Source organism: Pseudarthrobacter cremeus, assembly GCF_051857465.1.
Classification (GTDB): domain Bacteria; phylum Actinomycetota; class Actinomycetes; order Actinomycetales; family Micrococcaceae; genus Arthrobacter.
Genome location: NZ_JBPZHC010000001.1, coordinates 83,734 through 97,998 on the forward strand (window position 1 = coordinate 83,734; position 14,265 = coordinate 97,998).

The 14,265-nt window shown below is 64.8% G+C and carries 12 protein-coding genes; 3 read left to right on the plus strand and 9 right to left on the minus strand.

Going from position 1 to position 14,265, the window contains the following annotated elements; genetic code table 11:
* The first annotated feature begins 212 nt into the window (after positions 1-212).
* Positions 213-1,775 carry a sulfatase family protein gene (locus ACS5PJ_RS00330; RefSeq protein ID WP_439432959.1) on the plus strand — a complete coding sequence of 521 codons (1,563 nt, stop codon included), beginning with the start codon at positions 213-215 and terminating at the stop codon, positions 1,773-1,775.
* A gap of 9 nt (positions 1,776-1,784) precedes the next feature.
* Here ACS5PJ_RS00330 and ACS5PJ_RS00335 read toward each other — a convergent pair whose 3' ends face one another.
* Positions 1,785-3,560: a sulfatase gene (locus tag ACS5PJ_RS00335; RefSeq protein WP_439432960.1), complete on the minus strand. Its 1,776-nt coding sequence runs from the start codon at positions 3,558-3,560 to the stop codon at positions 1,785-1,787.
* Entirely contained in the window at positions 3,560-4,135 is a 576-nt protein-coding gene (locus tag ACS5PJ_RS00340) for a PadR family transcriptional regulator (RefSeq protein ID WP_439432961.1), read from the minus strand. Before ACS5PJ_RS00340 ends, ACS5PJ_RS00335 begins: the two co-directional genes overlap by 1 nt.
* Before the next feature lie 85 nt (positions 4,136-4,220).
* Between ACS5PJ_RS00340 and ACS5PJ_RS00345 the strand changes: the two genes are divergently transcribed.
* A complete protein-coding gene (locus ACS5PJ_RS00345) occupies positions 4,221-5,264 on the plus strand; it encodes a formylglycine-generating enzyme family protein (protein WP_500690888.1) in 1,044 nt (347 codons plus the stop codon).
* Here ACS5PJ_RS00345 and ACS5PJ_RS00350 read toward each other — a convergent pair.
* From ACS5PJ_RS00350 to ACS5PJ_RS00380, 7 genes are all read right to left on the minus strand, one after another.
* On the minus strand, positions 5,261-7,012 hold the full coding sequence (locus tag ACS5PJ_RS00350) for a DUF5605 domain-containing protein (protein ID WP_439432963.1): 1,752 nt from the start codon (positions 7,010-7,012) through the stop codon (positions 5,261-5,263). The genes ACS5PJ_RS00345 and ACS5PJ_RS00350 overlap by 4 nt on opposite strands.
* A 100-nt stretch (positions 7,013-7,112) precedes the next feature.
* The gene (locus ACS5PJ_RS00355; protein WP_439432964.1) at positions 7,113-7,973 is read right to left on the minus strand and encodes a phosphogluconate dehydrogenase C-terminal domain-containing protein; all 861 of its coding nucleotides are present in this window, start codon (positions 7,971-7,973) and stop codon (positions 7,113-7,115) included.
* A gap of 1 nt (position 7,974) precedes the next feature.
* Entirely contained in the window at positions 7,975-8,787 is an 813-nt protein-coding gene (locus tag ACS5PJ_RS00360) for a sugar phosphate isomerase/epimerase family protein (RefSeq protein WP_439432965.1), read from the minus strand.
* Complete coding sequence (locus tag ACS5PJ_RS00365; protein WP_439432966.1) at positions 8,784-9,647, minus strand: triose-phosphate isomerase family protein; 864 nt, start codon at positions 9,645-9,647, stop codon at positions 8,784-8,786. The genes ACS5PJ_RS00360 and ACS5PJ_RS00365 overlap by 4 nt, the downstream gene beginning before the upstream one ends.
* Positions 9,631-10,101, minus strand: coding sequence for a ribose-5-phosphate isomerase (locus tag ACS5PJ_RS00370; protein ID WP_439432967.1), 471 nt, complete (start codon positions 10,099-10,101; stop codon positions 9,631-9,633). Before ACS5PJ_RS00370 ends, ACS5PJ_RS00365 begins: the two co-directional genes overlap by 17 nt.
* The gene (locus ACS5PJ_RS00375) at positions 10,098-11,840 is read right to left on the minus strand and encodes a dihydroxyacetone kinase family protein (protein WP_439432968.1); all 1,743 of its coding nucleotides are present in this window, start codon (positions 11,838-11,840) and stop codon (positions 10,098-10,100) included. Before ACS5PJ_RS00375 ends, ACS5PJ_RS00370 begins: the two co-directional genes overlap by 4 nt.
* Before the next feature lie 89 nt (positions 11,841-11,929).
* Positions 11,930-13,294, minus strand: coding sequence for an MFS transporter (locus ACS5PJ_RS00380; RefSeq protein WP_439432969.1), 1,365 nt, complete (start codon positions 13,292-13,294; stop codon positions 11,930-11,932).
* Positions 13,295-13,505: 211 nt separating this feature from the next.
* Here ACS5PJ_RS00380 and ACS5PJ_RS00385 point away from each other — a divergent pair, with 211 nt between their 5' ends.
* Complete coding sequence (locus ACS5PJ_RS00385) at positions 13,506-14,249, plus strand: FadR/GntR family transcriptional regulator (protein WP_439432970.1); 744 nt, start codon at positions 13,506-13,508, stop codon at positions 14,247-14,249.
* Positions 14,250-14,265: the final 16 nt, after the last annotated feature.

Sequence of the window (14,265 nt, forward strand, 5' to 3'; positions counted from 1 at the left end):
TTCCTAAAACTCCGTTGTGGTTAGGTACGCGCTGAGAGGGCTTGTGCGCTGTGTCACATACTAAACGCTATTAAGTTTTCAGCGCAATGATTTCTTTCGGACTTGCCTAAAGCCTCTAAATCACGGGGTTTGTGCTGTCTTTAAACACCAAACAAGTTGTGGTTTCGACGTCACTGGTGTTAGATCGAGCCAAAAGCAACAGGAAGCGGTCAATGAAGATCATCTACGTGGACGTCGATTCGCTCAGGCCGGACCACACAGGTCCCTACGGCTACGAGCGGTCCATTACGCCGAACCTTGACGAAATGGCCCGCAGCAGCGTGACGTTTGACCGGTACTACTGCTCGGATTCCCCTTGCCTTCCCTCGCGTACCGCCCTGACCAGCGGGCAGCACGGAATCACCAACGGAGTGATCGGCCATTTCGGGGACGATGCCCGTTTCCGCCTGGATGCCGGCCACGGCCCGCAGCCCGGCCGCCCCCTGCTGGGGCAGGCCCTCAACGCGGCCGGGTACACGTGCGCAGCTGTCTCATCCTTCGCCGAACGGCACCGCGCTTACTACTTCATGGGCAACTTCCGGGAAAACGTCCAGGTGACACCGGATATCGGTGATGAGCCGGCGGACATGATCACTGACGCCGCGCTGGACTGGATTGAACGCCACCGCAACGAGGAGAACTGGTATCTGCACGTCACATACTGGGACCCGCATACGGACTACCTGCAGGATGAATCCTGGACCGCCAAAGCCGCCGCCGCAGGACCCGCACCTGCATGGCCGGATCAGGCGGCAATTGACGGGCACGCCGAGGTGTACGGTGCCCGCAGCGCCCTTGACCTTCACTATTCCGGCGGCCCACGGAAGTCCGGCGTTCCGCACAACATGCCCGATGAGATCCGGACCAGGGCTGATTTTGAACACCTCATCAACGGATATGACGGCGCGATCCACTTTTGGGACTCTGAATTCGGACGGTTGCGGCGGTCCCTTGAGGCCATGGGACTGGCGGACGAAGTGGCCATTGTGGTCTCGTCCGATCACGGCGAATCCTTCGGCGAAATGGGACTGTACGCCGAGCATGGCCTGGCCTCGGAGCCGGTGCACCGGCTCCCGATGATCGTTCACTGGCCCGGCATCACGGACCGTGATGGCGTGGCCGCCACCCGGTGTGAGGCTTTGCTCTACAACATCGACTACGCGCCGACCATCCTGGACCTGCTGGGCGTTGAGCGGCCGGAAAAGTGGCAGGGCACCTCTTATGCGGATGCAGTGCGAGGCCGGTCCATCGAAAGCCGGCCCTATCTGGTGTGGGGCCATGGGGCCCACACGTATCAGCGGGCGGTCCGGACAAAAGACCACCTCTACATCCGCACCTACCATCCAGGATGCTTCCGCGCGGAGTGGGAGTCGCTGTTCAACGTTTCCGAAGATCCTTACCTGACCCACAACCTCATCACCGACCACCCGGAACTCGCGGTTAAGATGCGGTCCAACCTTCTCGAGTGGCTCGGCTTCTATGCTGGAACTCCCGGCGCCTTACCGGACCCCATGCAGGGTTCGCTCCAGGCTGGCCCGACCCTGTATAACCAGCCAGCCGTGTACATGGAACACCTTCGGAACACGGGGCGCGGACACCTGGCGGACGACCTCGCAGGCCGGCTTCAGCCAGCGAATGGCGCTACCCAGGTTTCGTGGCATGCCCAGGTCCCCGTATCCGATCAGGACCGGGCGGCCATGCGCCGCCGTCGGGAGGCCGCCCTGAACCGGAAGTGACCGTACCAATCAGTTCGGCGGCAGGAGCGCCGTAAGGTCCTCCGCCAGGAGCGCGAGAACAGAACCGGCGATTGGAGTCACCCTGGCCATCTGGTGCAGGGTGAGCTGGGCACGGATGTTGATCAGCTCGGTGGAGACCAGCTGCGGCAGGTGTTTGATGAGGATGGCCTCGCAACGGGGATCCTGCCGGAGCTTCAGGATAGGGATATCCAGGCCCGTGCCGCCCGCCGGGAAGTCCGACAACGGCGCGAGCGGCTCCAGTGCTTCTGCCGCGCGGGCCGACTGTTTGCGGACAAGCAAATGCTCCGTGTCCGGAATGGAGTCACGGGGAATGCCCAGCCGCATGAACTGGCTGGCGGGGGCATCGGATTCATGCAGCAAAACGGCAAGCAAACGAAGCATCCGCAGTTCCACCCCGTCGTCGCACAGCGGCATGTTCTGGCCCGGGTCCGATTCGAGGTCGAACAGCAGCGTTCCGTGGGTCCAGGGGTTCATGAGGGACTTTGCCTGGACTGCCATGGACCTCAGACCCTTGGTGAAGGAGAAGGGTTCCGCGGGCTGCCAGTCAGCGAGTTCGCTAACGGAAAAGCGGGAGCGCATGTGGGTGGGCATCAGGGTGAAGTCCTCCAGCGGCTCATTGGAAGATTCGGGGGAGGCGCGCATGTAGACGTACCGCCCGTCCGTGACGTTGACGTGGCCGCCATGGATGCCAAACAGTGCGCCGGAGTGGACGCTGTGTTCTCCGTTTCCGTCCTGCAGTACGGGGGCGAAGTCCCTGCCCTGCATGTCCGGCGTCGGTTCGAGCCCAAAGAACCCCAGCAGGCTGGGGGCGATATCGATGGTCTGGGCCAAGGCACCGCACCGGCTGTTCCTGCCTTCCGTACGGGGGTCCCACACGAACATCGGCAAATGTACCAGTTCGTTGAACCAGGGCATGACTGACTTGGCCCACCATCCGTGCTCGCCCAGCAGGAAGCCATGGTCTGTATTGACCACCAGCATGGTGTCTTTCCACAGGTCGTGCCGGTCCATGGCATCCAGCACCCGTCCCAGGGACTTGTCACACATGGACACCAGCGCCGCGTACTCATAGCGGGCGTGGTCCACCTGCTCCTGGGGTTCAGCGACCTTCTGGTAGCTCGGCCAGTCGAACTCCGGCCCCGCATACTGGTGCGGATACTTCGCCTTGTAACCGTCATGGGTGAAAAAGGGCTCGTGCGGATCGAAAAGCTCGAGCTGGAGCATCCACCGGTCCGCGTCCCGGTTCGTCTCGATGAATTCGATGCCGGCGTCCACCGTCCTGGTCTGGGGGTGCTCCGCCTCGGTGGGCATGTACCCGCGGTTGATCCCATCCTGGCGTCGCATCCGGGTCATCACGTTTCCCACGCTGCCCGCAGGAGTGACAACGCCCTTCCAGGGGTCTCCTTCCTGGCCGCGGAAGAACTCCCACGTTGTGTAGCGCGTGTGGTAGGTCGCGCCGCCGTCCTCCCAGTAATGCGGGTGGTCTGAGACCAGGTGGGTGTGTATGCCGGCCTGGCCCAGCATCTCGGGCATGGAGTCATCGAACGGTTCCAGCGGACCCCAACTGCGGTGCAGAAAGTTGTAGCGGCCCGTATGCATCTCCCGTCTGGCAGGCATGCAGGGCATCGAACCGGCGTAAAAGTTGTCGAACGTTACGGACTTTTCGGCCAGGCGGGCGAAATTTGGGGCATCCACGAAGGTGTCGGCGTAGGGCGGGAGCATGTGCCGGTTAAGGCTGTCGAACATCATTACTATGGCCTTCATCAGCGTCCTTTCGTGGAAAGCGGGGCGTTCTCGAGTTCTGCGCGGAGTCCGGTCAGGGCAGCCACATGCGTGTCCATGGCTGCAGACCCCTGCTGGTGGAGCCACTCTCTGACCGATTCGGCCAAGTCCTGGTCAAAGGGGAGGGCCGGATCCCAGTCCTCCCGTCGGTCGCGATTCCGGTAGCGCTCAATTTCCTTGACCCGGGTCTGGATTTCGACGTCGAGCAATTCGGCGAGCTCCTCGCGTGCCATGAATCCCGCAAAGCTGAGGCGCACGTTGAGTTCGGGATCCTGGAAGCGGGTGGGTGGTGTGTAAGGGCCGGTCAGCCAGCCAAGGAACGAGGCCGCACCATTCTCGGTGACGCGGTACGTCTTGGCGTCCTGCGCCCCGGGGCGGCGGTCCACAGTGTGCGTCACCAGCCCCTCGGACTCCATCAGGCCCAATGACCGGTACACCTGGCTCATCTGGGTATTGGACCGCATGAACCGCCCATGGTTGTCCAGGAACTTCTTCAGGTCATAGCCTGTGCTCGGGTGTTCCAGCAGTACGCCAAGCAGGATGTGCTCCAGCTTCATCGCCCAGACTCCTTTGACGGCGGGGAGCAGTGGCCGGTGCCGCTGCGAACTCCTCGACCATGCCACAAGAGGAATCCTCAGGTCAATGGCACAAGTGGAATGGTTTCTTGATAGAGTCGGCGGCACAGTCCTACGCCCGGGAGACCTTGTGGATCAGTCTGATCAGCCCCAGCAGCACAGCTGCTGCACGCCGTCGCGGGCAGTCACGGTAGCAGAACAGCCCCAGGTGACTGCCGCCGTCGTCACTTCCCCGGAAGCCGAAACCCTGCACGACGACGTACGCCTGAGCGGGGGCGCGTTCCAGATGGGCGATGCGTTCGGCGAGGGATATCCGTCCGACGGCGAAGCTCCGGTACATGAGGTCCGGTTGCCGCCGTTCCGCATCGACAGAACATCGGTGACGAACAGAATGTTCGCAGCCTTTGCAGCCGCAACCGGATACCGGACAGAGGCGGAGCAGTATGGAACGTCGGCCGTGTTCCACCTCCTGTTGCAGGCCCCGAGGTCGGACGTGCTGGGCGCCGCCGAGCGGGCTCCCTGGTGGCTGAACGTGCGGGGAGCGGACTGGGCGCATCCAGGAGGCCTGGACTCCCACTGGACCGACGTGGCGGACCACCCTGTGGTCCAGGTCTCCCACAACGATGCACTGGCATATTGTTCGTGGGCCGGCCGCAGGCTGCCAACCGAGGCGGAATGGGAGTCTGCCGCCCGGGGTGGCCTGTCCGGGAAACGCTACGCTTGGGGCGACGAGCTGACGCCCGGCGGCGAGCATCGGGCCAACATCTGGCAGGGCACGTTCCCAGGCACAAACACCCTGGCAGACGGCTTCCTCGGGACGGCTGCCGTGAAGTCGTTCGCGCCCAACGGTTACGGCCTCTATGAGACGGCCGGGAATGTCTGGGAGTGGTGCAGTGACTGGTTCCTCCCCAAGTACTACCGCAACTCGCCGGTGGAGAACCCGCAGGGTCCCACCATTGGAGCCGGCAGGGTCATGCGGGGCGGCTCTTACCTTTGCCACGATTCCTATTGCAACAGGTACCGGGTGGCCGCGCGCACCTCGAACACCCCGGAGTCATCCAGTGGGAACTGCGGGTTCCGCACGGTCAGCCTTGTCGCCGCGGGTGACTAAAGCATGTTCAGCCGGATGGCCATGAACTGCCGGGCCGGAAGTGCAACGCGGAAGATTCCGCTGCGCTGCCCGTCCAGTGTCTCGATGGTCATGTTCCAGGTGTCGATGACGTCAACCGTGCAGGCCGTGTCGGGTGGCAGCATGATGGTCCGGTAGCTGGGGCGGTTGAACCCGAAGTAGATCAGTTCGAGGACGCCTGGAACTCCGCCGCGGGGAGCGTCCCAGTCACCCGGCAGCGGGTCCAGCACGCCGTCAGGGGCCTGCGCGAGGATTTCGGCCAAGAACCCGATCCGTGCCGGACTGCTGCCCACCAGGTTTCCGCCCTTGGACCACCACAGCTCCTCGGATTCATTCAGGTACGTCTCACCGTGGCCCACGTAGCCGCCGCGGACCGCCCCTTCCCAGAACCGGCGCACCATTTCTTCGCCGGTGATGTTGCCCCAGCCCTGGTCGATGTCGCCCTCGTAGGCGCACTCATCGATCACCACGGGTTTGCCCCAGTCTTCGCGCCACTGGTCAGTGTTCTCGGCGGTGCGGTAGACGTCGATCCGCTGGGTGCTGGCGTGGGTTATCCAGGATTTCGTGTAGTCATAAAAGCCGAAGCAGTTGTGGATGGAGAGCAGGTGCCCGGCCGGATCGTTGGTGGTGACGACCTCGGCCATCCGCTCCCAGTCCTCCGTGGTCTTGGTGCGGAGCAGGTCGTATTCATTGGCGAGGGACCACCACACGTTGCGGTAGGCGGCCAGCCGGCGGACCACATACCGGACGAAGAGATCGTCGGCGTGGGCGCCCATGTCCGAGAAACCCCAGCGGTCATAGGCGTGGAACAGGATGAGGTCCGCTTCGATGCCCAGCCCGGCCAGTTGTTGGATTTGGCCTTCGAGGTGCCGGAAGAACCCGGGGTTGAACCGGGTGAAATCCCAGCCGTCCGCAGCTCGTTCATAGGGAAACAGGTCAGGTTCGTTGGTGTTGAACAGGTATGACTTGGGGAATACACACATTCTGATCTTGTTGAAAGGGGACCCCGCCAGCGTCTGGAGTGTGCGTTCCTGGACCTCGGCCGGCTGGTGCGTCCAGGCGTAGGCGGTGGTCCCGATAGGGCTGTAGCGGAGACCGTCAGCGTGGGCGAAATGGAACTGGTCAGCCACCCTGACCGGGCCGTGGTTGCCCGGTGCGGGCGCGGAGCATTTAAAGCTGCCTTCAAGCCCGTCCAGGGAACGGGCGTTTGAGCTGGTCCGGAAGCTCCAGGTCCCGGGTTTGCCGGGCATGAACCGGACTTTGTAGGTTCCCTCACCGTCATAAAACCCGCCAACCCGCTGCTCACCGGAATCCGGGTGGGCAAAGACGGCAGTGAGCTCCACCTCCGTGAAGGGGTTGCCGTGTCCCGGGCCGTCGATGACCACCTCGAACACGTCCCAGCAGGCGGCCTGTCCGGCGTGGTGGAACGATGCGGACCCGCGGGCCACGGACCCGGGTTCATAGTCTGCCGCCGGCTCTGCCGCGCCGCTGGGCTGAGCCTGCCCCGGAGTTTCTTCCGGTACCGCGGCCATCCGCTCCCAGAGCTTCTCCAGCTCACCTGCCCGGCTGCTGAGTTCGGCATTCATGCCGATGACCTGCCGCACCGGAAGACCCTTCAGCTGATGCAGCATGGGGGAGTTGACGATGCCGGGCAGGTAGTTCTGGATCATTGCCCGTGCGGCCCGGTTTGCGAGGACATCGCTGAGGGGACTCTCAGGAGATAGCTTCATTGGTAGTTCCTCATAGCGGTAGGACCGGGTTGGAAGTCAGACTACAAGCCCCGATAGCCCGGGGCGCGGCCCTTGCCGCGCACCGGGCCATACCGGGGATTCAGCGCTTGACGGCGTCGAGCTTGAGCATCTTGGCGATGACGCTGTCGAGTTCGGAGTCGTCGAAGATCTTCTTCCAGTCGTCCTTGATGATGGTGTCCTTGCCGTACTGGATGGCGATTTCGCAGGCTTCGGAGAACGGGTTGGAGCCGCGGAGGGCGTTGGTGAGGGCGATCTGGACGTGGCCGAACAGCATGGCCTTGGCCGCTTCCTCCGGGACGCCGGCGGTGTGGACAGTCTCGTGCAGGGCTTCGTTGAGCAGGGTGCCGATCATGCAGGCAACGGTTTCCACGAGGGTGGGTTCGAGGATGGCGAGCTGCTTGACGGTGACCCAGTGGACGTCGATGACGGGCGCGTAGATGATGCGGATGGTGGCCTCGGCTGCTGCCTTGGTCTCTTCCGGGGCGTCCTCGTCGATCGCGGCCACCACGTTCTGCGGGGCGCCTTCGCCGCCGAAGGTGTCGGCCCATTCTTCTTTGGTGGTGCGCTCCAGGAACACGGACGGGTGGCACGGGTGGGCAACTGCCTGGACGACGTCGTCGCGCTTGGCCAGCAGCCCGGCGTAGGCGGCGGCGGGGTCCAGGGTGAGCAGGATCGCACCGGCCTTCATCTGGGGGACAACGCCTTCGGAGACAACGCCCAGGACGGTGTCGGGGACGGCGAGGATGACCACGTCGGCACCCTTGACGGCGTCTTCAGTGGAGGTGATCCCGCGGCCCTCGGCCTGGATGCGCTCCTGGCCGGCGGGGGAGTTCTCGCTGTAGAACACGGTGTGGGCGCTCTTTTGCAGGTTGCGGGAAACGCGCATTCCCATTTTGCCACCGGCTCCGATAACGGCGACGGTCAAATTTTCTGCTGACATTTCACTTGCTCCTTAGGAATTCGATGCTTTGTTGGGTCCACTGGTTTTCGAGGCGGATGGTTTCCGCCTCGGAGTCCTGCCACGGCAGCCAGTGTTCGACGATCTGGTTGATGTTTCTTTGGTGGGGCTGGAATTTGCTGACCATGTAGTCGTAGTCGAGGAGGCCTTCGCCCAGCGGTGCGCCGGAATACGTGAATCCGACCCACCCGTCCTTGCGGCTGAAGGCGAAGTCCTTGACGTGCATGTTCAGGACGTAAGGCGCGACGGCGTCAATCACCCCGCGGGGCATCTCCAGCGCCGCGACGGTGTTGGCGGGGTCGCTGCAAATACCTAGGTACGGGCTGTCCACTCCCCGGATCACGTCAAGGATCCGCGAGGTGGGCACCTGCTCGTAGGTTTCCACTGCGATCTTCACCCCGGCTGCCTCGAACTCCGGCAGCACGTCCTTGAAGATCGCCACGGCTTCCTCCGCCGTCGGGGTGTGGCCCGGGACGTTGAACATGGTCCGCAGCAGGGGTGAGCCCAGGATGCCCGCGACGTGCACGAACTTGCGCAGGTGAAAGGGACGGATGCCCTTGGTGCCGAGCTCCAGGGAGATGCCCAGCCGGTCCGCGGTGGCCCGGACGGCTTCCAGTTCGTAGTCCGTCATGGCTTCGAGCGGGGCGTAATCGCAGATCTGGAACAGGTCCACGCCCAGTTCCGCGGTCCGCTCCAGGGCCTGGTGGATGCTGAGGGGTTGGGAGACCTTGTCCGAAAGCTGCCAGAAGAACGCGTAGCTGCTCAGGCCGATCCGTGAGCCGTTGGTGGCGCTCATGCTCCGGCCCCCGCTCCCGCTCCCGCGAGCAGGCCGATCCGCGCTGCGGCTTCGTCCAGGATGGTCTTCAGCGCCTTCGGATCGTGCGCGAAGCGGCCGAGGAACAGGCCGGCGACGGCGGAATCCAGTTTGGTGATCAGGCCGGGTCCGGCGCTGCCGCCGTAGATCACCCGGCTGTCGGCCTGGCCGGGCAGGGTGCGCAGGTGCGCGTCGAGTCCGGTGATGACGGAGCTGATGTATTCCGGGGTTGCCGGTTCCGGTGCGCCGATGGCCCACTGCGGCTCATACGCCACGATGGTCCGGCCCGCCGGGGCAAGGGACTGTGCGCGGTTCAGGGCGGCGTCGATCTCCGCGGTGCACCGGGCGATGGCCTCTTCAACTGAGCCCTGCTGCAGCTCGCCGACGCACAGGACCGGGGTGAGGCCGTTGCGGTAGGCCGCGGCAGTCTTCAGCCCGATGATCCTGTCATCCTCGCCGAAGGTCCGGCGGCGCTCGGCATGCCCAACCTCGGCGTAGCGGCCGCCAAGCTCGGCCACGGTCCTGCCGCCCACCTCACCGGTGAACGCGCCTTCGTCTTCCCAGAAGATGTCCTGCGCTCCGGCCGATGCTCCTGCGGCGCCCAGGATGCGGGCGGCTTCGGGAAGTACCGGGAGGGTGGGCAGGACGAACAGTTCGATGTCGCCGCTCTGGACCGCCGGGTGCGCAAGGGCAATGGCGGCGACGTCGCGGCAGTAATCCACCGAGCGCTGGTAGCCGAAGTACATCTTCAGGCTGACACCGATGATCGCCTTCGGGGCCGCGGCTCCAGTGGTGGTTCCCGTCGCGCGGTTGGAGCCCGGGTTGTTAGCAGGACGTGACACCCTCATAGTCCTTAATCAGGGTGACTTTCTCGGCCGAGGCTGAGGTTTCGTCAAAGGTGTAGGTGAGCCATTCCTTGGCGAGGCGGCGGGCCAGTTCGAGGCCGACGACGCGCTGGCCGAAGGTCAGGACCTGGACGTTGTTGGACAGGATGGAGCGTTCCACCGAGTAGCTGTCGTGAGCGGTGACGGCGCGGATGCCGGGGACCTTGTTCGCGGCGATGGCCACCCCCAGGCCGGTGCCGCAGACCAGCAGGGCGCGGTCGGCTTTGCCGGCGGCGATGAGTTCAGCGGCGGCGATGGCAATGGACGGGTACGGGGTGTGGCTGGTGGCGTCCACCCCGACATCGGTCACGGATTCGACCAGGTCGGAGGCCTCCAGGTCAGCCTTGAGGGCTTCCTTGTAGTCGAATCCGGCGTCGTCGCAACCGACGACCAGGCGCAGTTTGGCGCTCATGCTTTCTCCTTGATGGTTGTCCGCTCGATGAGCGTGTTGTGGATGGCCCGGATGATCAGTGCCATGGATACCGCGCCCGCGTCCGGGGTGCCGAGGCTCTTCTGGGCATGCACGCGGGCGCGGCCCATGAGGGGCATCAGCTGGGCGGTGTTTTCGGCGGCCTGCTCGGCGGTCAGGGCGGCGGCACCCCATGCCTCGGTCAGGGATTTCCCGGCCCCGACGTCGGTGGCCAGGGCATCGCGGAACGGGACCAGGACGTCCACCAGGGTCTTGTCGCCCGGTTTGGCCTTCCCGAAGTCCATGATCGCGGCCGCGGCCCCGGCCACCCCGGCGGCAACAGCACCGGCGTCGGGCGCGTTGGCGTTATCCACGGCGTCACCTACGGCCCGCAGGGCCATGCCCCACAGGGCGCCGGAGGTGCCGCCGGCCTTATCCGCCCACGCATCAGCGGCAAAGTACAGGGTGGTTGCGGCACCTGCACCGCGGGCGACGGCGTCCGTTGCGGCGTCGACGGCGGCGCGGACACCGCGTTCCATGCCGATGCCATGGTCGCCGTCGCCGGCGATCGCATCGATCCGGCCCAGTTCCTCGGCGTTGGCATCCACTACAGCTTTGGCCGCAACGAGCGCGGCGAGGATGCGGACGGCACCGGCGCGGGACTCCGCCGTTGCTTCGGGGATGGAAACTACGGCTTCGGTGAGGTCGGCAACACCTGCTTCGAGGGCCTCGGCCGTGACGGCGCCGCGGCGGAAAGCCGGAGCGTCAGCCGGGGCGTTCCACAGGGTCTCGAGTTCCGCGTCGAGCCAGAACAGGGTCAGGGAAGTGCCGGCCATGTCGAAGCTGGTCACAAGTTCGCCCACCTGCGGATCCACCGCCTCGAGTCCCGCCTCGGCCAGGAGCTGGGCGACGCGTCGGTAGAGAACAAAGAGTTCTTCGTATTTGACGCTGCCCAGCCCGTTGAGGATGGGAACCACCCGGGCGCCGGCCGCTGTGAGGCCGTCGGGAACCTCGGTGAGAAGCTTGGCCACCAGCAGCTCCGCGAGCTCATCCGCCGTCGGGATGTCCGTCTCATCAATGCCGGGTTCGCCGTGGATGCCCATCCCCACGGCCATCCGGCCCTCGGGGACGGAGAACAGCGGGTGGTCCGCGCCCGGCAGGGTACAGCCACTGAACGCGACACCGAAAGAGCGGGTGCGGTCGTTGGCGCGTTCGGCGATTTCCACGACTGCGTCCAGGGAGCAGCCGGCTTCGGCGGCGGCGGCAGCGACCTTGAAGACGGTCAGGTCCCCGGCGATCCCGCGGCGCTTGGCGCGTTCGGCGAGCGGGGCGGAGGAGACGTCGTCGGTGACGGCGATGCTGCGGCAGTCGATGCCTTCCGCCCGGAGACGGTCCTGGGCCTGGGTGAAGTGCAGGACGTCACCGGCGTAGTTGCCGTAGCCCAGCAGCACGCCTCCGCCGTTGTTTGCCGCCTTGGCCACGTTGTAAATCTGCTGGGCCGACGGCGACGCGAACAGGTTGCCCATCGCGGCGCCATGGGCCAGGCCCTGGCCTACGAGACCGGCGAAGGCCGGGTAGTGGCCGGAACCACCCCCGATGACCAGTGCCACCGAGTCCGGTGTGCTCCTGGTGTTGCGGACCACGCCGCCGGAAACACGCTTGATCCAGCGTCCGTGGGAGGCGACAAAGCCTTCGATCATCTCGTCAGCAAAAGCTGCGGGCTCATTGAACAGGCGGGTCATGGGAAAGCTCCTGGGCCTAACTAAGGAAAGTCGTCATCGGGGAGGTGGTGCGGAGGCGTCCCCGGGTGAGGGGGACGCCTCCGGGTCTGTTACGGCTCGGCGTGGTGCCCGGCGCCGGCCGGGTCCAGCGCTTCAGCGGGCACACCGTCGGTGACCTTGCCGGAGCGGCTCAGGACCACCATGAGGATGGCGGACATCAGCATGAAGCCGCCGACGACGAACATCGGAACGGTGTAGCTGCCGGTCCAATCCTTGAGCCAGCCGGTGACGTAGCCCGCGCTGAAGCCGGCCAGGTTGCCGACCGTGTTGATCAGGGCGATGCCTGCTGCTGCGGCTGCACCGGTGAGGAACTGCGTGGGCACCGTCCAGAAGTTGGGCAGCGCCGCGAAGATCGACATGGCCGTGATGGTGATGACGGCGATGGTTGCTGCCGGCGAACCGGCGAACAGTGCCAGCGGGATGCTGAGGGCGCCGGTGAGCGCCGGGAGGGCGATGTGCCAGGTTTTCACGCCGCGCTTGGTGGCGTCCTTGGACCAGAAGTACAGGGCAAACGCTGCCGGCAGGTACGGGATGGCCGTGATCAGGCCCTTCTGGAACACGTCGAACTTCGTGCCGTAGATGCCTTCAAAGCCCGCGATGATGGTGGGCAGGAAGAATCCGAGGGCGTATAGGCCGTAGATGAACCCGAAATAGATCGCCGAGAGCATCCAGACGCGGCCGTTACCGAAGACGGTGCGGACGCTGACGTGCTTGTTGCTGGCAGCGGTTTCCTTCTTTTCCTTCTCCAGTGCGCCGGTCAGCCAGGTCCTCTCTTCCTGCGTCAGCCACTTGGCCTTGGCGGGGGAGTCGGCGAGGTAGAACCAGGCGATGACGCCGATAATGATGGCGGGGATTGCGACGCCGAAGAACATGACGCGCCAGCCGGCGAGGCCGAAGAGGCCGTGCTGCTGGATGAGGAGGCCGGCCAGCGGGGCACCGATCACGGTGGTCAGCGGCTGGGCCAGGTAGAAGAGGGCGAGGATCTTGCTGCGGTGCCGGGACGGGACCCAGAGGCTCAGGAAGAGGATGGCACCGGGGAAGAATCCTGCTTCGGCCACGCCAAGAATGAAGCGCAGGACGTAGAGCTGCTCCACGTTGCCCACCCAGGTGAACAGCAGGGACACGATGCCCCAGCTGACCATGATGCGGGCGAGCCAGCGGCGGGCACCGAACTTGTGCAGGGCCAGGTTGCTGGGGACCTCAAGCAGGATGTACCCGATGAAGAAGACGCCTGACGCAAAGCCGAACTGGGCGGCGGACAGGGCAAGGTCTGTGTTCATGCCGTTCGGACCGGCAAAGGAGATAGCCGTGCGGTCCAGGTAGTTGATGAAGAACATCAGGGCGACGAACGGCACAAGCCGGATCGCCACTTTCCTGATGGCAGATTTTTCGACCACCGATTGTGTGGTGTCCACGTTGACTCCTAGAAATTGATCTTCCCCGCGCTTCAGTCACTGGAGCTGGGGGTCTGTGGGTGCCGGAATGAGGGTCCGTGGACCAACCGGCGGCTGAAGCATGTGAGTTCCACCATACGAGTCAAACTCAAATTGGTCAACCGGTTGACGTGTGACTTATTCACATTGCGTCTTGCAGGGCGGGAAAGGAGCCGGTTGCTACGCTTGGGCTGTGTCAACAAACTCCGCCGCGTCGACGGCCAAGATCAGCGCAGCCCTGGGTTCAGTGGGCCAGGGATCGGTTGTGTCGGAGGTCGCCGAGCGCCTGCTGGCCTACTTCACCAGCGGGGACATCGCCGTCGGTACAAGGCTGCCGGCCGAGCGCCAGCTCGCTGCGTCGCTGGGCGTGGGACGGTCCGCCGTGCGTGAGGCGCTGGCAGCACTGGAGATCCTGGGCATCGTGATAGTCCGTCCCGGATCCGGTACCTACCTCCGCGACGGCATCTCTGAGCTCCTGCCCCGCACGCTCAGCTGGGGTTTGATGCTTGGCGCGCCGCGCACCCGGGAGCTGGTGGAGCTGCGAAGCGGCCTGGAGGTCCAGGCGGCGCAGCTTGCTGCCGACCGGATCACCGACGAGGCCCTGGAGCGGATGAAGGGCAACCTCACTACCATGGCAGAGTCCCTTGATGACCTCGCCGCCTTCGTGGAGGCGGATGCTTTGTTTCACCGTGAAATCGCGGAAAGCTCGGGAAACCAGGTCCTGCGGGAGCTGCTGCAAAGCATCCGGTCACTGCTGCGGATCTGGGTGGACCGCGCCCTGACCGACGAGGGGCATGCCGCCGCGGCCCTCAAGGAACACCGGGAGATCTTTGCCGCCCTGGAGGCGCGCGACCCGGAGGCCGTCACCCGGACCATGCACTCCCACATGGAGACCGCCTCACGCCGGCTGCTCGCAGGGTTCGACGCCTCACAGTAGAGCTGCTGGCCCTGGC